Genomic DNA, 22,577 nt, shown 5'->3' on the forward strand with positions numbered 1-22,577 from the left:
TCTTCGGAACACCTGTGAAGACATCCATTAAAGAACCTTCTTCGAGGCATGGTCCGGGGCAAACTGAACAGCCCCCTTGCCTCGCGGCGCAACATTGTATACAAGCGCACACAATAGAAATCAGGTACAACCGCACCATTCAGATTTCCGTTTCACCGTCCCATTTTCCAGACCCGCGAGGCAATGCGTCCCATGGCAAAGATCAAAGTCGACAATCCGGTCGTCGAGCTCGACGGCGACGAGATGACCCGGATCATCTGGGCCTTTATCAAGGACAAGCTGATCCACCCCTATCTCGACATCGACCTGCTCTACTTCGATCTGTCGATCCAGAAACGCGACGAGACCGACGACCAGATCACGGTCGATGCGGCCAACGCCATCAAGGAACATGGCGTCGGCGTCAAATGCGCCACGATCACACCGGATGAAGCGCGGGTTGAGGAATTCGGCCTGAAGCGCATGTACCGTTCGCCCAACGGCACGATCCGCAACATCCTTGGCGGTGTCATCTTCCGTGAGCCGATCATCATGCAGAACGTGCCGCGCCTCGTGCCGGGTTGGACCCAGCCGATCATCGTCGGCCGCCATGCCTTTGGCGACCAGTATCGCGCCACCGACTTCCGCTTCCCCGGCAAGGGCAAGCTGACCATCACCTTCACCGGCGAAGACGGCCAGGTGATCGAACACGAAGTCTATGACGCGCCGTCCGCCGGCGTTGCGATGGCGATGTACAATCTCGACGACTCGATCCGCGATTTTGCCCGCGCTTCGCTGAACTACGCGCTCAACAGGAAGGTGCCCTGCTACCTCTCCACCAAGAACACGATCCTGAAAGCCTATGACGGCCGCTTCAAGGACCTGTTCCAGGAAATCTACGAAGCCGAATTCAAGGACCAGTACGCCGAAGCCGGCATCTGGTACGAACACCGGCTGATCGACGACATGGTCGCCTCCGCTCTGAAATGGTCCGGCGGGTACGTCTGGGCCTGCAAGAACTACGACGGTGACGTCCAGTCCGACACGGTTGCCCAGGGGTTCGGCTCGCTCGGCCTGATGACGTCCGTCCTGATGACACCGGACGGCAAGACCGTGGAAGCGGAAGCCGCCCACGGCACGGTCACACGCCACTATCGCCAGCACCAGAAGGGCGAGAGCACGTCGACCAACTCCATCGCCTCGATCTTCGCCTGGACCCGCGGGCTCGCGCACAGGGCCAAGCTCGACAACAATCAGGAGCTTGCCCGTTTCGCCCAGACGCTGGAAAAGGTCTGCATCGACACGGTGGAAGCCGGCCACATGACGAAGGACCTTGCCCTGCTCGTCGGCCCGGATCAGGCCTGGCTCACCACCACCGGCTTCCTGGACAAGATCGACGAGAACCTGGCCAAGGCCATGGCCGCACACTAAGGCATTGCCTGTGAAGGCCGAAGGAGCAACACCGCGGACATTGTCCGCGGTGTTTTGCTTTTCGGCCCAACAACAACCTGCCGATTGTCCCTCTTCCCGGCCCGCGCTAGGCTCACCTGGCCGGCAGCCAGAGGAGAGCACGGTGTTGACGATCCGCGAATTGAAGACGCCTCTGATCGGCCCCCTGAACCTTGCCTTGCAGGCAGGTGAAGCCGTTGCGATTTCAGGACCCTCCGGCGCTGGCAAATCCCTGTTTCTCAGAGCAATTGCCGATCTCGATGAAAGCGCTGGCCATGTTGCCCTGGATGGCACGGAGCGCGAATCCATACCGGCTCCTGAATGGCGCCGAAAGGTGGCTTACGTGCCTGCCGAAAGCGGCTGGTGGGCGGACCGTGTTCAGGATCATTTCGCCGAAACTTCCGACCTTCCCAACCTGCTGCACCAGGTTGGTCTTGCCGATGCGCTTGCCTGGGAGGTCTCCCGGCTTTCCACCGGTGAGCGCCAACGCCTTGCCCTTGTGCGCGCTCTCCAGACAGCACCGCAGGTTCTTCTCCTGGATGAACCCACCTCCGCGTTGGACCCGCCCTCCGTTGACCTGGTCGAAACTCTCCTGAAACACCAGCTTGCTGCCAATCGCGCCCTTCTGATCGTCACACACGACCCCGGCCAGCCCGAACGGCTCGGGGCACGACGGCTTGTCATGGACAAAGGCCAGCTGACGGTAGGTGCTGGCCAGGGGGCGCCCGCGTGACCGGTTATCTCGCCCTCACCTATTGGGACCTCGTGGCTGCCTCGGTGTTCCTGCTATTGAACGCGGCTTTTTCGATCGTGCTTGATCTCGGCCTCACCCGCACGCTCATCATCTCGGCCTTGAGAATGAGCGTGCAGCTGATCCTGGTTGGGCTTGTCCTCAAGGCAATCTTCTTTGCCGGATCCCTGTTGTGGACACTGCTGGCTTCTGCCGTGATGCTGGCTTTTGCAGGGCGCGAAATCTGGGCGCGGCAGGACCGTCGCCTGGCTGGCCTCTGGGGCCCGGGGCTGGGCGTCGCCGTCATGCTGGTCGCAGGCACCCTCGTCACGATCTACGCCCTGGCAGGGCTCATCCGCCCCGACCCGGTCTGGATGCCGCAATATGCGCTGCCGCTATTCGGCATGGTGCTCGGCAACACCATGACCGGGGTCAGCCTCGGCCTTGATACACTTCACACGTCGCTTGCCCGCGGGCGACGCGATGTGGAAGCCCAGTTGCTGCTGGGGCGCACCCGCTGGGAAGCGACACGCCCCTTCTCCCGTCAGGCACTGCGGTCAGGATTCACGCCGATCATCAACGCCATGGCGGCAACAGGCGTCGTGTCATTGCCCGGAATGATGACAGGGCAGATCCTGTCCGGGGTCGATCCGCGTGAAGCAGTCAAATACCAGCTCATGATCATGTTTCTGCTTGGCGGCGCTACCGGCCTCGGCGTCCTTGGCGCTACCTTCGCCAGTGTGTGGCGCCTGACTGACAACCGTGACAGGCTGCGTCTCGACCGTTTGAACGGAGGGTCTCGATGATTGAACTTTATGGTGCTGACTATTCGGTGTATGTGCGCTCGGCCCGAATGGCACTTATCGAAAAAGGAATTGCTTACGAACTTGTCCCGATCGATGTGTTTGCCCCGGGAGGACCACCGGAAAGCTATCTTGAGCTGCAGCCTTTCGGCAAGATCCCCACACTGAAGCATGGCGACTTCACCCTGTTCGAAACAGCGGCCATCCTGCGCTACATTGATGAAGCCTTCGACGGCCCTCCGCTTCAGCCAGCCTCTCCGCAACCGCGGGCGCGCATGGCTCAGCTTCTCTCCATCCTCGACAATTACGCCTACAAGACCCTCGTCTGGGACATCTTCGTCGAACGGGTGTCAAAGCCCTCTGGCGGCGCCCCCGCGGATGAAGTCAAGATTGCCTCGGCGCTCGGCCGGGCAAGAACGATCGTCGAAACACTGGAAGCGCTTGTGACGGAAGGTCCGTTCCTGATGGGGGATCAGCTCACCCTCGCCGACTGCCATGCCGTCCCGATGCTTGCTCTCTTCGAGCTGTCAGAAGAAGGCCGGCTGCTGCTGCGTTCGGCGCCGAAGCTGTCCTCATGGCTGCATATGTTCAAGGAACGCGACAGTTTCAGAAAAACCGGATTGTCTGGTTGAGCGCGATTACGCGTCAGGCCTTTATCTTTTCCGCAGGTCAGATCCACTGCAAACATGTTAGTCTTTTGCCGTTCCACAACGCCCGTTGTTCCATTTATCTTCAGGCAGGCGCAACATTGAATCATTTTATGAAGAAAGGGATTTTTTGATGAGGTTTCAAAAGCTTGTAATTGTTTTCTTGAGCAGCCTTTTGCTGATGTGTGCCGGTTTGGCAGCATCGGCACAAACCGTCCACGAGCCCTCCCGCGGCACTGCCGAGCGCAAGGACATACTCGATGCAATGCGTCCGATGATGGAGGCGAGGGTGGGACCGCCGGTCGAGTTCGTCGTCAACTGGATGCGTTCCGGCCATGGCTGGGCTTTCGTCCAGGTCTCGCCGCAGCGCCCAGGTGGTGGCGCCATTGACCTGTCCCGCACGACCTTCGCCTCGCAGGCGGACTATATGGATGGCCTCGTCACCTTCGCCTTGCTGCGTTACCAGTTCAACCGATGGAACCTGGTCGACTTTGTCGTCGGCCCGACAGATGTCTTCTGGCAGGGCGATCCGCTCTACGCCCAGGTGCCGCGCGGCCTGACACCCTACTGAGCGCCTTTCTGACTGGCCTACTTTGCCGGATCCTTCTGCGTTCCGGCAACTTCCTCCATCATGTCATCTTCAGAGTCGGCTTCGTCCTTGGAATCGTCCCCCTGGAAGAGCTCCGGCTCCTGGTCGGTGTTCTCTGAAGATGCAAACACGCCCGACTGCTGAAGTTCCTCTTCCGCCAGCTCGCCCAGAACGCGTTTTCCCGCCGCCACACGGTCGCGCGCTTCATCCATGATCTTCTTGGCCAGCCCTTCATCCCTGTCCATCAGGTGTTTGAGGGCTTCCGCCTCCAGCACCAGAAGCTGGCAATCCTTGTAAGCGACCACTTTCGCGGTTCTGGGTGTCTGATTGATCAGTGCCAATTCGCCAAAGAAACTGCCTTCTCCCAGATAGACCGTGTCGTGCTGCAGCCGGATTTCGACTTCTCCGTCGGCGATGAAATACATCTTGTCCGCAACATCGCCCTGCTCGGCAATCGTGCCGCCCTTGCGCACGCGAAGCGACTGCAGCAGCTTCGCAACTTCGGCAATCTCCGTCGCTTTCAGGTCTTCGAACAGGGGTACGCGCGCCACCATCGACCAGGTGACGACAAAATCCCGGCTATGGATTTCCCGGGCAAAGGCCGAAGCAATGATGCCGACCGGCAAGGCTATCAGCCCATAGCCCATCAGCATGACGATACCCCCAACCGTCTTGCCGAGATTGGTGACTGGCACGACATCGCCATAGCCGACGGTCGTCACAGTGGTAATCGCCCAATAGATGCCGTGCAGAATGCTGCGGAACTTTTCCGGCTGGTCGTCATGCTCGATCAGATACATCAAGGTGGCAGCCATCAGGATGACCCCGCAGATGATCATGCTCGATCCGAGCAGCGCCCTGCGCTCGTTGCCGACAGCGGAAATCAACGAACGCAACGCGGGTGAATACCGGGCCAGCTTCAGGAAGCGCAGCAGCCTCAGGATGACGACCATCGTGACGGCCTGATTGGGCAGGAACACCACGAACAACAGCGGCAAGGCCCCGATCAGATCGATGATCGCGTCCGGCTGCATCGCATAGCGCAGCCTGGAAAACACCGGCCCGTAACGGCGCAGTGGCGGATGGAGATCGGCCACGTAAAGACGCATGACGTATTCGGCCAGAAAGACAAGTCCGCTGCCCAACTGGATCAGACGCAGGTGCGTGCTCAGGATGTCGCGGATTTCCGGCACGGTTTCCAGCACCGCAAGCGCGATGTTGATCAGAATGAGGACGATCAGGAAGTTCCGCAGCACGCGCGCGCCGATGCGGCGTTTGCCCGTGTCCTCAAGCACCTCATAGAGCGCCCGTTTGAATTCGTGGCCGGACACCGAGCCCCCCGTTTCTGATTTTGCTCGCGTTTTCATGAATAGCCGAAAGACAGGCTACGACAAAGCTCTCCACGCGGACAGCCCTCACCATGCCGCACGAAGCTGTGCATAGGGGTGAGCGGAACGTGATTGGGCAATTTTGTCGCAGGCCCCATCTCCATGGATAGCCAACCGAACTGAAGGAGAACACCATGACCATAGACACCGACAAGGTTCGCGCCGCAGAAACCACGCCTCACCACATCGTGCTGAAAATGTTGCTGGTCTCGACGTTCTTCGCAGCAGCCGCCCTGGCAGTGACTGCTTTGCTGAACTGAACCAACCGGCAGGCCGCCGGAGGTAGACCTGACCAGGCCACCTCAACCGACGCCCCCTTCCATCGTCATCCCGGCCAAGCAAAGCGCGAGCCGGGACCGTGGAGCGACAAGCCTTGCAGGACCTCAAGAGGCCATGCCGAGAGCAATAGGGCTCCCCGATCCCGGATCTTCGCTTCACTGCGTCCGGGATGACCAAAGGGGGGGTTGATTGAACTCGGTAGCGAGGAAGAGACCTGATGCCTTCAGGCGAGCGGGAAAAGCGCCAGTAGGGCCGCCTTCCCTACAAAACAACCAATATCCCCTCCGTCGTCATCCCGGCCAAGCGAAGCGCGAGCCGGGACCGGGGAGCGATAAGCCTTGCAGGACCTCAAGAGGCCATGCCGAGAGCAATCGGGCTCCCCGATCCCGGATCTTCGCTTCACTGCTTCCGGGATGACCAAGGAGGGGTTCGCGTAATTTCGCCGGGGAAATGACCGAGCGCCTTAAACGAACAAGGGCGGCCCTGATGGGACCGCCCTTTTCAATTTTGATTGCCGGAAGGACCGTCAGAGCCCCGAGAGGTGCGCCTCGATTGCGGCAACGGCTGCGTCGGCCTTGGACCCATCCGGTCCACCGGCCTGCGCCATATCAGGCCGACCGCCACCACCGCGGCCGCCGAGCGCTTCCGAACCGATCCGCACCAGATCCACGGCGCTGACCTTGTCGGTCAGGTCCTGCGTGACGGCAGTCACGATGGCAGCCTTGTCGTCTTCGGCAACGCTGATCAGAACGACCACGCCGGACCCGAGCTGGGTTTTGGCCTCGTCGGCCATGCCTTTCAGATCCTTCGGGTTGATCCCCTCGACGATGCGCGCCATCAGCTTGAACGCGCCGGCGTCCTTAACCGGCGTGCCGCCTTCCGCGCCACCGCCCATGGCAAGCTTCTTCTTGGCATCCGCCAGTTCGCGCTCCAGCTTCTTGCGATCTTCAACCAGCTGCGCCACGCGAGCCGGAACATCATCGGCGCTGATCTTCAGCAGGCTGGCCAGTTCGCGCATGCGCTTGTCCTGGGCATCCAGATATTCACGGGCTTCTGCGCCGGTCAGCGCCTCGATCCGGCGAACACCGGCAGCAACCGCACCTTCGGAAACCAGTGTCACCAGACCGATATCGCCGGTACGCTTCACATGTGTACCGCCGCACAGTTCAAGCGAATAAGGCTTGCCCTGCTTGGGGCCATGGAGAGCGGTCCCCATGGAAACGACGCGAACCTCATCACCATATTTTTCGCCGAACAGAGCCATGGCGCCAGCTTCAATTGCGTCGTCGACCGCCATCAGGCGGGTATCGACGGGCGCGTTCTGCAGCACGATCTCGTTGGCAAAGCTCTCGACCGTTGCCAGTTCCTCATCGCTCACCGGCTTGGGATGCGAGAAGTCGAACCGCAGGCGCTCCGGCGTTACCAGCGAGCCCTTCTGAGCGACGTGATTGCCAAGGACCTCGCGCAAGGCCTCATGCACAAGGTGCGTCGCCGAGTGGTTGGAACGGATCGACTTGCGGCGGGAATGGTCGACCTTCAGTTCCAGGGCAAGGCCCGGAACCAGCTCGCCTTCTTCCACGGTGACCGAATGAACGAAGAGCCCTTCGGCCTTCTTCTGCGTATTGGTCACGGCAACCTTGACGCCATTGGCCAGCATCCAGCCGGTGTCGCCCACTTGGCCGCCGCTTTCGCCGTAAAACGGCGTCTGGTTGAGAACCACGAAACCGCTTTCACCTGCGGACAGTTTGGCAACTTCCTTATCGTCAGCAGCAAGACCGGCAACGACGCCTTCGGCCGTCTCGGTCTCATAGCCGAGGAAGTCCGTGGCACCGTGTTTTTCCTTCAGTGCGAACCAGACTGCTTCCGTCGCGGCGCTGCCTGACCCGGACCAGGCCGCACGGGCTTCCGCTTTCTGGCGCTCCATTGCAGCATCGAAGCCATCCGTATCAACGGAAATGTCGCGCGTTCTGAGCGCGTCCTGGGTCAGATCCAGCGGGAAGCCGTAGGTATCATAAAGCTTGAACGCGGTTTCCCCATCCAGACGCCCCCCAGCCTCAAGGCCTTCGGTTGCAGCGTCGAGCAGGCCGAGGCCACGCTCCAGCGTCTTGCGGAAACGCGTTTCTTCCAGCTTCAGCGTTTCGGTGATCAGATCTTCAGCGCGGCTCAGCTCCGGATAGGCACGGCCCATTTCACGCATCAGCGCCGGAACCAGCTTGTGCATCAGCGGTTCGCTCGCCCCAAGAAGATGGGCGTGGCGCATGCCGCGGCGCATGATCCGGCGCAATACATAACCGCGGCCTTCGTTGGACGGAAGCACACCATCGGCAATCAGGAAGCTCGTGGACCGCAGATGGTCGGCAATCACACGGTGGCTGCCGGTGGCGTCGCCTTCTGCTTCCACACCCGTGGCGTTGACGGACGCCGCAATCAGCGCCTTGAAGAGGTCGATGTCGTAGTTGTTGTGAACGCCCTGCATGACGGCGGCGATACGCTCGATGCCCATGCCGGTGTCGATGGACGGACGCGGCAGGTCGAGACGCTTTTCCGGCGTCTGTTCGTACTGCATGAAGACGAGATTCCAGATCTCGATGAACCGGTCGCCATCTTCTTCCGCAGAACCCGGAGGGCCGCCCCAGATGTGGTCGCCATGGTCGTAGAAGATTTCAGAACAGGGGCCGCACGGGCCGGTATCGCCCATGGACCAGAAATTGTCTGACGTCGCGATGCGGATGATCCGGTCTTCGCTGAGACCTGCGATCTTCTTCCAAAGATCGAACGCCTGATCGTCTTCGGCAAAGACGGTTACCAGCAGCTTGTCCTTCGGCAGGCCGAATTCCTTGTTGACGAGGTTCCAGGCCAGTTCGATCGCCTGGTCCTTGAAATAGTCACCAAAGGAGAAGTTGCCCAGCATCTCGAAGAAGGTGTGGTGGCGTGCGGTGTAACCGACGTTGTCCAGGTCGTTGTGCTTGCCGCCGGCGCGAACGCATTTCTGTGCCGTGACCGCACGGGAATAGTCGCGCTTTTCCAGACCGGTGAACACGTTCTTGAACTGGTTCATGCCCGCGTTCGCAAACATCAGGGTCGGATCGTTACGCGGCACCAGCGGCCCGGACTCGACCACTTCGTGGCCGTTTGTCTTGAAATAGTCCAGAAAGGCAGAGCGGATTTCATTTACGCCGGTCATTCGGATCTCGCATCGGTCACAGCCCCGCATATGAGGGCCTGTTGAAAATCTTGAAGGCGCTGGATCTGGGTCGCCGATCCGCGCCGGAACAGCCTTTTAACTTTCACCTCCAACCCTGTCCAGCGGTTGCGCGGACCCGACCCAACGGAAAGCTGCCGCGAAACAGGCGATTTCCGGAATGAAGGCTGCCGTCATGCGCAGGACAATCGCTCCGACAGGATCTGACCTCTTCCGATTTCGCTCCGTTGCGGGTCCCGAAAAGCAAAAGGCCCCCTTCCGGAGTGCGGAAGGAGGCCCTTGGAAGACCGGACAAACGTCCGGAGCTTTCGCAGACGGAGACCGGAAGCTGAGGATCAGTCCTCTGCTTCTTCCGATGCAGCGTCCGGATCGATGATCGCATCGGCGATCAGGCCGGCGTTCTGGCGGATCGCCAGTTCGATTTCATCGGCAATTTCCGGATTATCCTTCAGAAACTGCTTGGCGTTTTCCCGGCCCTGGCCAAGACGCTGGCTGTTGTAGGAGAACCAGGCACCCGACTTTTCAACGATGTTGCCCTTGACGCCAAGGTCGATGAGTTCACCGGTCTTGGAGACCCCTTCACCATAGACGATGTCGAATTCCACCTGACGGAAAGGAGGCGCAAGCTTGTTCTTGACGACTTTCACGCGGGTCTGGTTGCCGACGACTTCGTCCCGGTCCTTGATCGCACCGATACGGCGGATATCCAGGCGGACGGAGGCATAGAACTTGAGCGCGTTACCGCCGGTCGTGGTTTCCGGAGAACCAAACATCACGCCGATCTTCATGCGGATCTGGTTGATGAAGATCACCATGCACTTCGACTTGGAAATCGACGCGGTCAGTTTGCGAAGAGCCTGGCTCATCAGACGGGCCTGCATGCCCGGTAGGCTGTCGCCCATCTCGCCTTCGAGTTCGGCCTTCGGCGTCAGCGCGGCGACCGAGTCGATGACCAGAACATCAATGGCGCCGGAGCGCACCAGCGTATCGGCAATTTCCAGTGCCTGTTCACCGGCGTCCGGCTGGGAGATCAGCAGATTGTCGATATCGACGCCAAGCTTGCGCGCATAGATCGGATCCAGCGCGTGCTCCGCATCGACAAAGGCGCAGATACCACCGGTCTTCTGGGCTTCGGCAACCGCATGCAGGGCAAGTGTTGTTTTACCCGAAGACTCCGGCCCGTAGATCTCGACGATACGGCCGCGCGGCAGACCGCCGATCCCGAGCGCGATATCAAGTCCGAGCGACCCGGTCGAGACGGCTTGCACCTCAACCACCTGGCCCTGACCCATCTTCATGATGGAGCCTTTGCCGAAGGCGCGTTCGATTTGGCTGAGCGCTGCGTCCAGCGCTTTTGTCTTATCCATCTGGCTGCTTTCTACGAGACGAAGTGTACTTTGCGACATGGCTTACGCTCCTTATTCCACGATGGACGCGCCGTTTCAATGAGAGCCTTTGTACACATTTTGTTCTCACTTGACAAGTCGGCAAAACCGATTGGTATTAAAATGAAAATGGCTGTTTGTTTCCAATATGTTCTCACTTATCGATTTCAGAACTTACCTTGCGTAATCTATTGATCGGAACATCCCGTGATTCCGCGATCGTGCAGAATCACCGGCGCTTCCCTGCCGCCAGTTGCCGCCCCGGCCTTAATCTGCTAGCCCGCCACTTTAACGGTTGCCAGTACCGGCGCATCGAACGCTTCCGTTCTGATGCCGGCTTTTCGTGAGACAGTCCAGAACGTGACTTCAGCCATCTCCTCCCCCGTCATCGCAATCGGTGCGATCCATTACGATACGATCGCCCATGCAAGCGAGCCGATCCGCCCCGAGACTTCGACCCCATCGAGGTTGAACGCAAAGCCGGGCGGCGTTGCCACGAACATTGCCCGTGCGCTGGTTCGGCTCGGGGTTGGAACACGCCTTGTGGGAGCGGTTGGAGAAGACGGCGCTGCCGACATGCTTTCCCGCCAGCTCAGTCAGGAAGGGCTCGAGCTGCATGTGAAGACCCGGAAAGGTCTCGCAACGGGCCAGTACCTCGCACTGCATAATCCGGCAGGTGATCTTGCGGCCGCCTGCGTTGACGACCGTGTTTTGTCCGAAGCTCCGGAGGATCTCTTCGACGGTATCGTTGCGCATCTTGCAGCAAACGCAACGGACGATACGATCTGGTTTCTGGATGCAAACCTGCCCGCTGCAATGCTGGTCCGGTTGACGGGGCGTGCCTTGCCCGGGCGTCTTGTTGCCAATGCCGTTTCGGATGCCAAGGCAATCCGGCTGCGTGGGGTTCTCGGCAAACTGGATTGCCTGATGCTGAATCGCGGCGAAGCGGCCACGCTTACCGGGCTTTCCCGTGGCACGTCTTCCGAAGACCTGGCGGCGGCCTTGTCGCAGACCGGTCCCAAGAGTTTTGTCCTGACCAGCGCAGCATCTGATGTGCTGGTGCTCGAAAGCGGGAAACTTCACCGGTTCGCACCGCTTCAAACAGATATCGTTGATGTCACCGGAGCAGGCGATGCATTAACCGCCGGAACGGTCGCGGCGCTCGCCAGAGGCTATGGCCTGAAGCAAGCAGTCCCACTTGGCCTTGCAGCTGCAGCCCTGACCTTGCGCAGCACCGGCGCCCTCGCGGAAGAGCTCTCCTGGGATGCCCTCGCCAACTTTTGACCATATGGACAAATTCCAATCTTGGCGCTGCTCCGCCTTGCGCCTATAAGACCCGCAGAATTGAACCGGCCCGAGCAGCCGGACGAAAACAGAAAGGCACACGCCGTGACCACTCCGACAACGCCCTCCGCCATCAGGGATCTGATCGTTTACAGCGATGAAGTGCGCGAGGCACTTGCGAACGGCAAGCCGGTCGTTGCGCTGGAATCGACCATCATCACGCATGGCATGCCTTTTCCGAAGAATGTTGAGACCGCCCGTGAGGTGGAAGCCGATATTCGCGCGGAAGGCGCCGTTCCTGCCACCATCGCTCTGATGGACGGCAAGATCATGGTGGGCCTTTCCGATGAGGATCTCGACCGCCTGGCACAGGCCAAGGACGTGATGAAGTGTTCACGTGCCGACATGACCTTCGCACTTGCCACCGGAAGCTACGGTGCGACAACCGTCGCCGCCACGATGATGGCGGCGCATGCGGCGGGCCTGAAGGTTTTTGCCACGGGCGGCATCGGCGGCGTTCACAAGGGCGCGGAAGAAAGCTTCGACATTTCCGCCGACCTTGATGAACTTGGCCGCACGCCGGTCTGTGTGGTGTCCGCCGGTGCCAAGGCATTGCTCGACATTCCCAAGACCCTTGAAGTTCTGGAAACCAAGGGCGTTCCCGTCATTGCTTTCGGCACGGAAGAACTGCCGGCATTCTGGTCGCGGGCCAGTGGTCTCAAGGCCCCCTACTCCCTGAATTCGGCTGCCGAAATCGGTTCGCTCCTGAAGATGCGGTCCCGTTTTCCCGATCATGGCGGTGTCCTGATCGCCAACCCGGTACCGGAAGCCGACCAGATCCCGCGGGATGAAATGACCGGCTACATCGATGCAGCTATTGCGGATGCCACTGCGAAGGGTGTTCGCGGCAAGGACGTGACCCCGTTCGTTCTCGGCGCCATCCTGGAGTTGACCGGCGGCCGCAGCCTCGACACCAACATCGCGCTGGTGCGTAACAATGCCCGCCTGGCCGCGCGTATTGCCGCTGAACTGGTCTGACGGCACGTTTTCTCGAGAAACCAACTGGACCCCAAAAATCTGCCGGGCTTTCAATCCGTTTGAAGTGAAAGCCCGGCAGACTTGTCAGGACGGTTTGTCTTCCACCGGTTGAGGAACATCCGGCGCCTGACGGCGCTCAAGCGCCGCCGCCAACCGGTCGATGTCCTTGAAATGCAGGTCACGCTGCGGGAACGGTATCTCGATACCCGCCTTGCCAAGCTCGTTGTAGACCGTGAAGTAAAGGTCCGACTTGGTAATCATCACATTGCCGATGTCTTTCAGGAAACATCTCAGTTCGAAATTCAGCGAGCTGTCGCCCAGCCCGATGAAAAGAACCTGCGGCGTCGGATAACGTGCGATGGTGTTGTGTCCGCGTGCCGCATCGAACAGGATGGATTTTACCTTTTCCAGATCACTGCCATAGGCAACGCCAACCGGCAGGATGAGCCGGCCCGACTTGTTGGTCAGCGTCATGTTCTTGACCGTGCCGGCAATCAGGTCCGAATTCGGAATGATGACGTCATGCCGGTCGAAGGTTTCGATGCGCGTTGAACGGACAGAGATCTTGCGGACATAGCCGGATTGTCCGGAGACCTCGATCCAGTCGCCTTCCTTGATAGGCCGTTCAATCAGCAGAATGACGCCGGAGACAAAGTTGGAAACGATGGTCTGGAGACCAAAACCGATACCGACCGACAGCGCACCGGCGACGACTGCAAGACTGGACAGGTTCAGTCCAGCGGTGGAAATCGCAATCAGCGACGCCAGCGTGAGCCCGACATAGCCTGTACCGGTGACCACGGCGTTCTGCGCACCGCTGTCCATCCGCGTCTGCGGCAGTACGGTCGCCTTCAGCAGGTTCTGCAGCCAGCGCGTCACGACAACGCCAATGCCGAAAATGGCAACCAGGACGATGAAGGAGTCCAGCGACAGGTGAATGTCGCCCAGTTGCACGCCGTTCGTAAGCAGATACCAGACCTCGACGATATCCGTTCCGCGTGCGCCCCAGGTCATGGCGATCAAGGGCGCGAAAATCAGTGTCAGAACACAGATCAGCCCAAAGGCAACGAGGACCGGAGCAGGTTCGTCTTCCCGCTTGCCGATAGCCGTTTTCACGACAACGAGCACGAGATGGTAAAGCATGAAGCCGAAACCAAGCTGCGCAACCGTCATGATCACCGGCAGGATCGCCACCCGGGCAAGCTGGACATAACCGACCAGCGTCACGGAGACTGCAAGAACGGCGGATGTTTTCATGAGCAGCGACAAGAAAAGCAGAAAGCCGGATTCCTGCGGCTTTACTGTTGCCTCTTCGGGCTCTTCTGCTGTCTGCTCGCTCTCCTCGGCATTGCTTTCAACGGACTTGTTGGACCTGATGACGCTGGCCAGAGACCAAAGCAGTACCGCCGCCATCGCGATTGGGGGAGCCGAGAGTACCGAAATCGCCGCCGTACCGAAGGCGTTATCAAGTTCGAATGCCTCGACCGCCACTTCAAGGGCCATGAAGACGCCCAGTCCTTGGCAGAGACGCAACCCGAGTTTTGCTTCCCGGTCACCCAACTCCAGGAGACGCCAGCGATCCTGCCCGGGGGCAAAAATCGTGTGCCCCAGCCAGTTCGCTATGATCATCACGAGAGCCATCACCGGCACGGCGGTTACCGCCGTGCGAACCGAGTTCGGATAGATATCGAGAATGGGAAAGATGGAGACCAAGGCGGTGGCACCGATGGTCGGCAGCACGATAAAGCTGGCATTGTAGAGCACCGCCAGCATCAACGCCTTTGCACCGGTGGCCGGCTTTTCGCAATAAAGTTTCAGCGCCCGTGAAATCGGATGCTGCAGAACCGTCAGGAACAATATCCCGAAAATTGCCAGACCGAGGGAAAGCGGCACCGTCTCATGCAGTTTCTTCGAGACGCTCGGACGGGCCAACTCGTTCTGCACACCACGTTCGAACCGCTTTATGAATTCCCCGATCTCCTGAAAGCCCGCGGCCCAGGTCGACGGCGCAAGCGGCGAAGGATACCTGTCCAACAGCGTCGAAAATTGCCGCGCACGAAGCTGCCTGTCGACCTGACGAATGTAGAAGATAGCCTGATTGTTGATTTCGCCGGCCACACGGACCGGTGCATTTGCGGCCGCCAGCGCATTGGTAAGCTCCAGGCGTCTTGCTGCAACTTCTTCAGCTTCCTTCTGCCCGTCTGCAGGCGGTGCACCGAGGCTGTTCAGCTGGGCTTCCAGGGCGCTCGCCCGAATGTTCCCGCGATCGATGATCTCCGCGCTGGCGTCCCGAACCTCTACGAGCTGAGACCGGAGCTGATCGAGGGTCTTGGGAGAAATGCTTCTTTCTTCCAGCGCCGTTGCCGCCCGGCTGAACAATTCGGCCGACCGCGCTAGGGGCTCCGGCGGAACCTGCCCGGCCTCCTGGGCAAGCAGCGTTCCGGCCGGCATGCCGCCGGCAAAAGTGATGGATAAGGCAAGAACCAGCAGGATACACTTGAGAAACTTCATGAAGACGCCATCACTTTTGGGACAAGGCCCGGTTCCGGTTCGCAGACTGACCACGTTGCCTAGGAAGCCAGGTGGGCTTCAAGGCATATGCATCCATCCGCGGCCCGATTCGAACAATCAGCTTATTTGCGAATTTCGGCAGATCTTTCACCATGGAAACACATTTGTCGCAAAACGGGCCTAAGGAAAGGCTCTGGCAGGTTTCAAGGCTGCCCGGCTTTGGCCCGAAATACGTGCCAAGCCGTTGACAGAGCGGCGTAAGCCTGCCCTAACATGCGAAATTATGACGTTAACAGGACGTTGCGGCAAAATACCTGAAAACAAGCCGCGTCCTTCAAGGAGGTCAGACATGACAGACGCGGCAACCCCTGAAACCCCGCAGACTGCAACGGCTCCGGCAGGAAGCATTTCCCCGCTTCAGTACCTCGACCGTGCGCTGTCGACCCTCCGCGACATCGGCATCACGCCGGAAAGCGAGCAGGATGCACCGATAAATGCCCTTCTGGAACAGATTACCGATCTTTCTCCCGACAAGGTGCTGATCATCACCCGGACCCTGGCCCAGGCTTCCAATTTCAACGAGGTTGTTCGCTCGCAGGTTCAGCAGATGGATATCGGCGAACGCTACGAGCAGATTACCGAGGCGTTCAATTCCATCCGCGATGACGCGAAGGCGCTGGTCGATCAGCTTGCCGACGGCAAGATCTCCTTCACCGAGAACCTGTCCAACAAGTGGCGCGACTTCCGCCGCGGGACCATTTCCGATCGTTTCGATGATATCCGGGGTACCTACAAGGACGTTGCAAAGGCAACCAAGGACCAGATCGAGCGGGAACAGACCATTCTGGAAGCCTATCGCGATTTCCGCGGTGCCTTGAAACAAGCGGAAGTCACCGCACTGGAACTGCTGAATATCGCAACCGGCAAACTGGACGCTGCCAAGGGTGCCCTTGAAGCTGCCTCCGGCGAAGTCGAAGCCTACACCGGTGACGACCCGGCGCAGAAGGCACGCCTTGAACTGGCACGCGACGAGAAGCTGCGTGAAATGCAGGACGAGGAAAAGCGGTATCAGATCGCCAAGGACCTCTCCGACAACCTGACGATTGGCTACAACACGTCAGAGGTCATCATGGCGCGCCTGGTCCAGACAACCAACGCCAAGGAGCGCGTTTATGCCCAGTCAGTCAGCTTCTTCTCCACCAACGAATCCGTTCTCACCGCACTCAACGCCTCGTTCACCGGCCTGCAGGGCCTGCACGAAAGCACCGAGACGCTGAACGCCATGAAGGACGGCATCAACAAGAGCCTGGAAACGCTGGCGGACATCGGCGACGAAGTGCAGAAAAAGGCACTCGAAGCCGGCTATGGACCGACCGTTGCCGCAGCCTCGGTGAAGAAGCTTGTCGACTCCGTCGTCAATTTCCAGGTGCAGTCGCGTGAAATCATCGACGAAATGCGCGAGATGTCGACCAAGAATTCCGAGGAAATCCGCAACGCCGTGGAAGACGGCAAGCGGCGGCTTGCCAAGCTGACCGCCCAGGGCAAGGCCCTTTGATCTGACGATAATCCGGCAGGCCGGACCCTCCGGCCCGCCCTTTTTCAAGAAGACATGCATTCATGGCAAGCAAATCCGACGCCCCGCTTGACGATCTGATGATGGCGATGGACGTGGTCGACACGCTGCGTCATGAAGAAGGTCAGGTGGCCCGCGAGCTGAAGACCGATGAACGCGATGCCGCCATGGTCGAGCGGCTGCGTCAGGTCTATGCGTCCCAGGGCATCGAAGTTCCGGACCATATCCTGAAGGCGGGTGTCGAGGACCTGAAGCGCGACCGCTTCGTCTATTCTCCACCTTCCGCAGGCTTCCAGCGCACGCTGGCGATGATCTACATCTCGCGCAGCACCTGGTCAAAATGGCTGGCGGCGGTCGTTGCAGTCGTCATCGTTTGCATTGCGGCCTGGTACTTCATCGTCAAGCTGCCGGCGCAACGCGCGGAAGCGGACCTGCTGGCAAGACTTCAGGCCCTGCCCGCGACCTACACCGAATTGGTCGGGCGGATCGATTCCCTGACCGAAAATACCGAAATCGAAGCCAACGCCGCACGTCTGGCCACCGACGGCAACCTTGCCCTTTCGGACGGCAACAACGAGGCAGCCTTCAAGGCGGAGGCCGACTTGCGCGATCTTGCCGGACGGCTGCAGGAAGTGTTCGAGGTCCGGATCATTTCCCGCGAAGGCGTGCCGACCGGCGTTTCCCGCATTCCCGAATCCAATCCAGACACCGAGAACTACTACATCGTGGTCGAAGCCGTGGACGCGGACGGCAAGATCCTGGAGCGCAGGATCGTATCGGAGGAAAGCAGCGAGGCCGAACTTGTCGACAAATGGGGCCAGCGCGTTTCGGAAACCATCTACAACGCCGTTCGGCGCGACAAGATGGAAGACGGCATCGTGCAAAAAGGTGTCCTTGGGCAGAAGCGGCGCGGAGAGCTGGATATCAAATGGCGCAGCGGCGTTCAGGACGGAGCAATTACGAAATGGTAGCGGTTAGGATTGCACCGCCTCACCGGGAGGCACCGGCATGCTGACGGGACGCCAGACCCTGGGCACCATCGAGCAGTCGCTTGCCGATTTGCGCCGTGAAGAAGCCGAGCTGAGCAAGCGGATCGAGCGTTCGACCCGCGCCCTGACAGACCTGCAGGAACGCCAGAGTGAAGCCTACCGTGACCTTGCCCGGTTCCGACTGGATACCGACAGTGCCGGAGCACTCAACACACGCCTCGACAGCGCCGCGCGGGAAGCCCGCAAGCTTCTGGACAAGCGCAATGCGGACTACAAGGTTCTGACCGACCAGTTGCGTCAGTGCGAAAGCGACCGCAGCCAGTTGCAGAAGAAGCGCGTCGAGCTCGATAGCGCCCGTGATGCCGCCGAAAACCAGATGGACGAGTTGATGGAGGCTGTCGACGGCCGTCTGGAAGGCGATGCCGATTATCAGGCACAGCGCGAGAAGACAGAAGCCGCTCTTGCGACTGCGGAGGCAGCCGCCTCCAAGGCTGCTACATCCGAAAAAGACCGAAAGGAAAAAGGCAAGGCCTATGAGGCCGATCCGCTGTTCATGTATCTGTGGCAACGCGGTTTCGGAACACCGGCATACGCGCACCGCGGTCTTGTGCGCTCGCTCGACCGATGGGTGGCCGGCCTTGTCGGTTTCAACGACGCCCGCGCCAATTTTGCGATGCTAACCAGCATTCCGGACCGCATGGCACGCCATGCGGAGCGCTGTGCCGAAATCGCACTGGAAGAACAGGACAAGCTCGCGGAGTTCAGCCGCAATGCGATGACCGACGCTGCCGGAACGGATCTTGTCGGCACCATCGAAACCCTGAGCGCGGACATCGACCGTATCGACGGAGAACTCGACAATCTGGACAGGCGGATCGAAACGCTATCCTCCGCCCTCGCCGAATTTTCCAGCGGGGAAGACACCGACTTCCAGAAGGCGGAAGAGCATCTGTCCGTTTCTCTGCAGGCGGATGACCTCAAGGATTTGTGGCGCGCCGCGCTCGATACCCCCTCGCCCGAAGACGAGAAAATCGTTCAGCGGATCGAGGATCTGAAGGAGCGCATCGACCAGGTTACACGCGAGATCCGTCAGGACAGGGAACTGCAACGCGATATTGGCCGACGCCGTGCGGAACTTGCAGACGTCATCAAGCGTTTCCGTTCCAGCGGCTATGGCAGCTGGGAGTCCACCTTCTCTGACGAGAAGCTGACGACCGTCCTGTTGGGCGAGTTGGTCAAGGGTGCGATTACCGGTGCCGAATACTGGGCCCGCGCGGAGCGTTCGCACAAACGCCGCAAACCGAAGGGACGCCAGGTCGCGTTCCCCAACGGTTCGGGTCTTCCCAAGTCCATGGGAGGCTTCGGTGGCGGCTTTGGCGGAAGTTCCGGCAAACGGTCCGGTAGCAGTGGCGGCTTCGGCGGTGGTGGTTTCAAAGGCGGTGGAAGTTTTGGTGGCGGCGGTTTCAAGACAGGCGATACATTCTGACCTTCACCGATTGAAATCCCTGCCCCCGTGAGGCCACAAGGCTTCGTTAGGAGTGTTATGTCAGTTTACTGGCAGAAGATGGTGGCGGTCACATGCAGTTTTCTTGTGCTTTGTGAAGACGTGTTCTAGACCGGCTCTTAAGTTGACCATTTTAACCTTGGGACTGCCCATGCGACGTATCGTTTTATCCGCTTTTTGCGCTCTTGCTCTTGCCGCCTGCCAGTCCGGGTCCTCTCAGCGCCCCACACAGCCGGATCAGCCAAGGCTGGACGTGCCGGCCGGCGCGCAATCGGTAAATATCGCAGCCGATCCGGCAAGCGTGCGGTCCGCACTGGTCTCCAGTGCCCAGGAACGCGGCACCGTCGTACTGCAGGACCAGCCGAACATGGTGGTTCTGGAACGCCCGATGACCGGCGCGAACCCAGCGCTCGATTCCGAATTCGGCCCGTCCGACAACGGCCAGCGCGTGATCCGCATCCGGGTTCGCTTCACTGGAACGCCTTGCCAGACACTGGCTGTTCAGGATCTTGCCGTGATCAACAACGTGCGCACGGCACTTGAGCAGAGCTTCGTTCTGCCGGGCAACCCGAACACGATGCAGAGCCTGCAGGGTCTGAAGTCGCGCGCCGAACAGGGTAGCTCCTGTCCGCCGGTTTCCTCCTGACGCATCAACAGTCAGTCTTGAAAATGACGAGGCGTGGCCGGGTTTCCGGCCACGCCTCTTTCATGCCGGCCTACTCCGAAGCGGATCACAGCAGTGGGAGACTTCCCTCACTCCGGACGCATTCACCGGCATGACTGTCGACGCGTCAGGCAGGCACAGCTTCAGCGGCGAACTGCTTCAGGAACTCTTCGCTGGGCGGGATCGGCTTGATCACGTCGATCAGCACTCCGTTCGGATCACACGTGATGAAATGGCGCTGGCCAAAGGCCTCGTCCCGCAGCACCTGCAGAATGGGTAACCTGTTCGCCTGGGCGGCCTCATAAACCGTATCGACATCCTCGACCTCAAAATTGATCAGAAGCCCTCCTGCGCCCCGGCCACGACCGGCTTCCGGAATGGTTTCGTGGTTCTGGTCGAGGATCGCGAGATTGACGCTTTCGTCCTCCTCCGACTGCAGGTGCACGTACCAGTCGGCTTCAAACATCGACTTGAAGCGGAAATGTTCCGAATAGAACCGGGCAGTCTCCGCGACCTTGTCGGTCATGAGGACCGGATAATACTGGGTGCATTTCATCGTTTTTCTCCTGTTCCTCGCCAATTTCGGATGTGGATTGCCTGTTCCATCCGGCCTCCGGCTGTTTCCGAGGCTTTCCAATCGCAACAAAAAGACATACAGTCTGTATGTATTTTTCAACTAACATACAGGCTGTATGTATGCAAGGCAAAAACCCCGAGAAGTCAGGTGAACGCCGTACACAGGCGGAAAGGCGCGCGGAAACGCGCAAGGCCCTGCTGGATGCGGCAAGGGCGCTAATCGTTGAAAAAGGCTATGCGGAAACCGGAACACCTGAGATCGTCAAGGCGGCAGACGTCACCCGCGGCGCGCTCTATCATCACTTCGCCGACAAGGCAGATCTGATGCGGGCGCTGGTCCACCAGGAATCGGAAGCGATCGCGGCGGAAATCAACAGCCAGACGAACACGGGCCAGACACCACTCGATGCCTTCATGTCCGGCGCCAGCGCCTATTTCTCGGCCATGTCCGTTGCGGGCCGCGCGAGGATCATGCTGCTGGAAGGACCGACGGTGCTCGGGCTGTCGGAAATGGCGGAGATCGATCGCCAGACCGGCGGTGCCACGCTTCTGGAAGGCCTGCGGCATGCAGCCAATCACGGTGCACTGAAAGATATTCCCCTGGAGCCTTTGGCCGACCTGCTCTCTTCCGCGTTCGACCGCGCGGCGCTGGCAATCGCAAATGGCGGTGACAGGAAAGCGTATGAAGCGGCGACCCGCAAGCTATTGGCCGGCATCCTGGCAGACTGACAATCGGCTCTGATGTCGTGATCCTTCAAGACGGCCTTGCACCAACCTTCTATGGCTGGCCCCAAACCAACCGACCGGGAGACCCAAGTGATTCTGAGATACACCATCCTCTACGTCGAGAATGTCGCCGCCGCTCTCGACTTCTACGAAAAGGCCTTCGGGCTGGAACGTCTGTTCCTTCATGAATCCGGAGACTACGGCGAACTCGCAACGGGCGAGACAAAGCTCGCGTTCTCATCCAAAGCACTGATGAACCAGCTCGGAAAGACACCGGGCACCCCCGAACCGAAGTCACCTGTGTTCGAACTGGCGTTCGAGACGGATGACGTTGCAGCCTCGCTTGCCCGTGCAGTCGCCGCCGGTGCAAACAAGTTGCAGGATGCACGCGAGGAACCCTGGGGGCAGATCACATCCTATGTGAGCGATCCTTTCGGCTACCTCGTGGAGATCTGCTCGCCGATCCAGTTGCCCAGTGCTGGTTGAGACAACAGCGACAGGCTATCGGGGTCCCGGCGCAATTGCGCCGGTGACCGTCCGAACCAGCGCTGCAGGTCGCGCGTCATATGGGCCTGATCGCTGAAGCCGCACACAGCGGCGATCTCCACCAGCGGCACTTCCGTCGTCAGCAGTCCTGCAGCCCTGCGCGCTCGCGCGAGCAAGCGCCAGTATTCCGGTGGTGGCAGGCCTTGCTCCCGAAACCGCCTCTGCAGTGTTCTCACCGACACGCCTGCCTGTTTCGATGCCCGCTCGACGGTCGACTGTGGCAACGTCAGGGCAACGATCACGTCATCCAGGTCATTGGTCTCGTCAAGTACGTTGCCGAGGATGTCTTCCACTCGTTCGCAGTCGCGTTCAATGGCCTGAAGAACCTCGTCCTCAACGACGCCACCCGGGCGCAACCGGAACCCCGTGATATGCGTCCCGGCCGCGAGTTCGGCGATGCGCGGCTGGAAATCGAGGTCCGTCAGCAGAACCTTTTCCCGCTTGCCCTGCTCACGCACCACCAGCACATCCCGGCAACCATCCGGAAAGATCAGCGCATTTTCCGCTGTGTCGATCCGGTGATGCCATTTTTCAAATCTGACCGTGCCACTCATGGCCAACCTTTAGCAGGTGGCGGCAGCGCAAGCGAGATTGTTCAACCTGGCGTGGGCAGCTGCAAGTAAACATCGATCGAAAATTCTGATTGAAAACACTACTTTCAATTCCCCTGGTCAAATGTCATGAAGCAAGGACCTACCCACTACTGACCGGTTCG

At 59.7% G+C, this 22,577-nt stretch carries 20 protein-coding genes; 14 read left to right on the forward strand and 6 right to left on the reverse strand.

Annotated features, from left to right (window positions below):
• Positions 1-192: 192 nt before the first annotated feature.
• From ACVDG9_RS16075 to ACVDG9_RS16095, 5 genes are all read left to right on the forward strand, one after another.
• Positions 193-1,410 (forward strand): NADP-dependent isocitrate dehydrogenase, encoded by a 1,218-nt coding sequence (locus ACVDG9_RS16075; RefSeq protein WP_023000814.1) that lies wholly within the window; start codon positions 193-195, stop codon positions 1,408-1,410.
• Between the two features lie 142 nt (positions 1,411-1,552).
• On the forward strand, positions 1,553-2,161 hold the full coding sequence (locus ACVDG9_RS16080) for an ABC transporter ATP-binding protein (RefSeq protein ID WP_229004270.1): 609 nt from the start codon (positions 1,553-1,555) through the stop codon (positions 2,159-2,161).
• The gene (locus tag ACVDG9_RS16085; RefSeq protein WP_447238452.1) at positions 2,158-2,964 is read left to right on the forward strand and encodes an ABC transporter permease; all 807 of its coding nucleotides are present in this window, start codon (positions 2,158-2,160) and stop codon (positions 2,962-2,964) included. Before ACVDG9_RS16080 ends, ACVDG9_RS16085 begins: the two co-directional genes overlap by 4 nt.
• Positions 2,961-3,593 carry a glutathione S-transferase family protein gene (locus tag ACVDG9_RS16090; RefSeq protein WP_447238453.1) on the forward strand — a complete coding sequence of 211 codons (633 nt, stop codon included), beginning with the start codon at positions 2,961-2,963 and terminating at the stop codon, positions 3,591-3,593. Before ACVDG9_RS16085 ends, ACVDG9_RS16090 begins: the two co-directional genes overlap by 4 nt.
• A 196-nt stretch (positions 3,594-3,789) precedes the next feature.
• Positions 3,790-4,179, forward strand: a complete 390-nt coding sequence (locus tag ACVDG9_RS16095; RefSeq protein ID WP_209017890.1) for a hypothetical protein — start codon at positions 3,790-3,792, stop codon at positions 4,177-4,179.
• Positions 4,180-4,196: 17 nt separating this feature from the next.
• Here ACVDG9_RS16095 and ACVDG9_RS16100 read toward each other — a convergent pair whose 3' ends face one another.
• Positions 4,197-5,528 (reverse strand): cyclic nucleotide-gated ion channel, encoded by a 1,332-nt coding sequence (locus ACVDG9_RS16100; RefSeq protein WP_208993906.1) that lies wholly within the window; start codon positions 5,526-5,528, stop codon positions 4,197-4,199.
• A gap of 191 nt (positions 5,529-5,719) precedes the next feature.
• Here ACVDG9_RS16100 and ACVDG9_RS16105 point away from each other — a divergent pair, with 191 nt between their 5' ends.
• Positions 5,720-5,845, forward strand: a complete 126-nt coding sequence (locus tag ACVDG9_RS16105; protein WP_023000808.1) for a hypothetical protein — start codon at positions 5,720-5,722, stop codon at positions 5,843-5,845.
• A 545-nt stretch (positions 5,846-6,390) separates the two neighbouring features.
• On the opposite strand, the gene alaS is transcribed toward ACVDG9_RS16105, so the two are convergent.
• Entirely contained in the window at positions 6,391-9,048 is a 2,658-nt protein-coding gene (gene alaS / locus ACVDG9_RS16110; protein ID WP_447238454.1) for an alanine--tRNA ligase, read from the reverse strand.
• A 353-nt stretch (positions 9,049-9,401) separates the two neighbouring features.
• Positions 9,402-10,472, reverse strand: a complete 1,071-nt coding sequence (gene recA, locus ACVDG9_RS16115; protein ID WP_031269221.1) for a recombinase RecA — start codon at positions 10,470-10,472, stop codon at positions 9,402-9,404.
• A gap of 339 nt (positions 10,473-10,811) precedes the next feature.
• Between recA and ACVDG9_RS16120 the strand changes: the two genes are divergently transcribed.
• Complete coding sequence (locus ACVDG9_RS16120) at positions 10,812-11,735, forward strand: PfkB family carbohydrate kinase (RefSeq protein WP_447238455.1); 924 nt, start codon at positions 10,812-10,814, stop codon at positions 11,733-11,735.
• Between the two features lie 105 nt (positions 11,736-11,840).
• Positions 11,841-12,773 (forward strand): pseudouridine-5'-phosphate glycosidase, encoded by a 933-nt coding sequence (locus tag ACVDG9_RS16125; protein ID WP_447238456.1) that lies wholly within the window; start codon positions 11,841-11,843, stop codon positions 12,771-12,773.
• 84 nt (positions 12,774-12,857) lie between these two features.
• Here ACVDG9_RS16125 and ACVDG9_RS16130 read toward each other — a convergent pair whose 3' ends face one another.
• The gene (locus tag ACVDG9_RS16130) at positions 12,858-15,284 is read right to left on the reverse strand and encodes a DUF3772 domain-containing protein (protein ID WP_447238457.1); all 2,427 of its coding nucleotides are present in this window, start codon (positions 15,282-15,284) and stop codon (positions 12,858-12,860) included.
• Between the two features lie 349 nt (positions 15,285-15,633).
• Between ACVDG9_RS16130 and ACVDG9_RS16135 the strand changes: the two genes are divergently transcribed.
• The 4 genes from ACVDG9_RS16135 (at position 15,634) to ACVDG9_RS16150 (ending at position 19,996) form a co-directional block, all read left to right on the forward strand.
• Positions 15,634-16,839 carry an RLV_5639 family protein gene (locus ACVDG9_RS16135; RefSeq protein ID WP_023000800.1) on the forward strand — a complete coding sequence of 402 codons (1,206 nt, stop codon included), beginning with the start codon at positions 15,634-15,636 and terminating at the stop codon, positions 16,837-16,839.
• Between the two features lie 62 nt (positions 16,840-16,901).
• Positions 16,902-17,828 (forward strand): DUF6384 family protein, encoded by a 927-nt coding sequence (locus ACVDG9_RS16140; RefSeq protein ID WP_447238458.1) that lies wholly within the window; start codon positions 16,902-16,904, stop codon positions 17,826-17,828.
• A 37-nt stretch (positions 17,829-17,865) separates the two neighbouring features.
• The gene (locus ACVDG9_RS16145) at positions 17,866-19,332 is read left to right on the forward strand and encodes an AAA family ATPase (RefSeq protein WP_447238459.1); all 1,467 of its coding nucleotides are present in this window, start codon (positions 17,866-17,868) and stop codon (positions 19,330-19,332) included.
• 169 nt (positions 19,333-19,501) lie between these two features.
• Positions 19,502-19,996, forward strand: a complete 495-nt coding sequence (locus ACVDG9_RS16150; RefSeq protein WP_023000797.1) for a hypothetical protein — start codon at positions 19,502-19,504, stop codon at positions 19,994-19,996.
• Positions 19,997-20,141: 145 nt separating this feature from the next.
• Here the strand turns inward: ACVDG9_RS16150 and ACVDG9_RS16155 are convergent, their stop codons facing one another.
• Positions 20,142-20,570: a VOC family protein gene (locus ACVDG9_RS16155; RefSeq protein WP_447238460.1), complete on the reverse strand. Its 429-nt coding sequence runs from the start codon at positions 20,568-20,570 to the stop codon at positions 20,142-20,144.
• A 140-nt stretch (positions 20,571-20,710) separates the two neighbouring features.
• On the opposite strand from ACVDG9_RS16155, the gene ACVDG9_RS16160 reads away from it, so the two are divergent.
• Both ACVDG9_RS16160 and ACVDG9_RS16165 read left to right on the forward strand, forming a co-directional pair.
• Positions 20,711-21,319, forward strand: coding sequence for a TetR/AcrR family transcriptional regulator (locus ACVDG9_RS16160; RefSeq protein ID WP_447238461.1), 609 nt, complete (start codon positions 20,711-20,713; stop codon positions 21,317-21,319).
• A gap of 87 nt (positions 21,320-21,406) precedes the next feature.
• A complete protein-coding gene (locus ACVDG9_RS16165) occupies positions 21,407-21,802 on the forward strand; it encodes a VOC family protein (RefSeq protein ID WP_031269217.1) in 396 nt (131 codons plus the stop codon).
• On the opposite strand, the gene ACVDG9_RS16170 is transcribed toward ACVDG9_RS16165, so the two are convergent.
• Positions 21,754-22,416 (reverse strand): helix-turn-helix domain-containing protein, encoded by a 663-nt coding sequence (locus ACVDG9_RS16170; RefSeq protein WP_062488327.1) that lies wholly within the window; start codon positions 22,414-22,416, stop codon positions 21,754-21,756. The genes ACVDG9_RS16165 and ACVDG9_RS16170 overlap by 49 nt on opposite strands.
• Positions 22,417-22,577: the final 161 nt, after the last annotated feature.

This window comes from Roseibium sp. RP-7 (genome assembly GCF_053005225.1).

What these genes read in the sequence shown, in the direction of transcription:
- ACVDG9_RS16095 (WP_209017890.1), top strand. Translation starts at nt 3,790, where the DNA reads ATGTGTGCCGGTTTGGCAGCATCGGCACAAACCGTCCACGAGCCCTCC.
- recA (WP_031269221.1), bottom strand. Translation starts at nt 10,472, where the DNA reads ATGTCGCAAAGTACACTTCGTCTCGTAGAAAGCAGCCAGATGGATAAG.
- ACVDG9_RS16105 (WP_023000808.1), top strand. Translation starts at nt 5,720, where the DNA reads ATGACCATAGACACCGACAAGGTTCGCGCCGCAGAAACCACGCCTCAC.
- ACVDG9_RS16135 (WP_023000800.1), top strand. Translation starts at nt 15,634, where the DNA reads ATGACAGACGCGGCAACCCCTGAAACCCCGCAGACTGCAACGGCTCCG.
- ACVDG9_RS16160 (WP_447238461.1), top strand. Translation starts at nt 20,711, where the DNA reads ATGCAAGGCAAAAACCCCGAGAAGTCAGGTGAACGCCGTACACAGGCG.
- ACVDG9_RS16150 (WP_023000797.1), top strand. Translation starts at nt 19,502, where the DNA reads ATGCGACGTATCGTTTTATCCGCTTTTTGCGCTCTTGCTCTTGCCGCC.
- ACVDG9_RS16130 (WP_447238457.1), bottom strand. Translation starts at nt 15,284, where the DNA reads ATGAAGTTTCTCAAGTGTATCCTGCTGGTTCTTGCCTTATCCATCACT.
- ACVDG9_RS16140 (WP_447238458.1), top strand. Translation starts at nt 16,902, where the DNA reads ATGGCAAGCAAATCCGACGCCCCGCTTGACGATCTGATGATGGCGATG.
- ACVDG9_RS16170 (WP_062488327.1), bottom strand. Translation starts at nt 22,416, where the DNA reads ATGAGTGGCACGGTCAGATTTGAAAAATGGCATCACCGGATCGACACA.
- alaS (WP_447238454.1), bottom strand. Translation starts at nt 9,048, where the DNA reads ATGACCGGCGTAAATGAAATCCGCTCTGCCTTTCTGGACTATTTCAAG.
- ACVDG9_RS16090 (WP_447238453.1), top strand. Translation starts at nt 2,961, where the DNA reads ATGATTGAACTTTATGGTGCTGACTATTCGGTGTATGTGCGCTCGGCC.
- ACVDG9_RS16145 (WP_447238459.1), top strand. Translation starts at nt 17,866, where the DNA reads ATGCTGACGGGACGCCAGACCCTGGGCACCATCGAGCAGTCGCTTGCC.
- ACVDG9_RS16075 (WP_023000814.1), top strand. Translation starts at nt 193, where the DNA reads ATGGCAAAGATCAAAGTCGACAATCCGGTCGTCGAGCTCGACGGCGAC.
- ACVDG9_RS16155 (WP_447238460.1), bottom strand. Translation starts at nt 20,570, where the DNA reads ATGAAATGCACCCAGTATTATCCGGTCCTCATGACCGACAAGGTCGCG.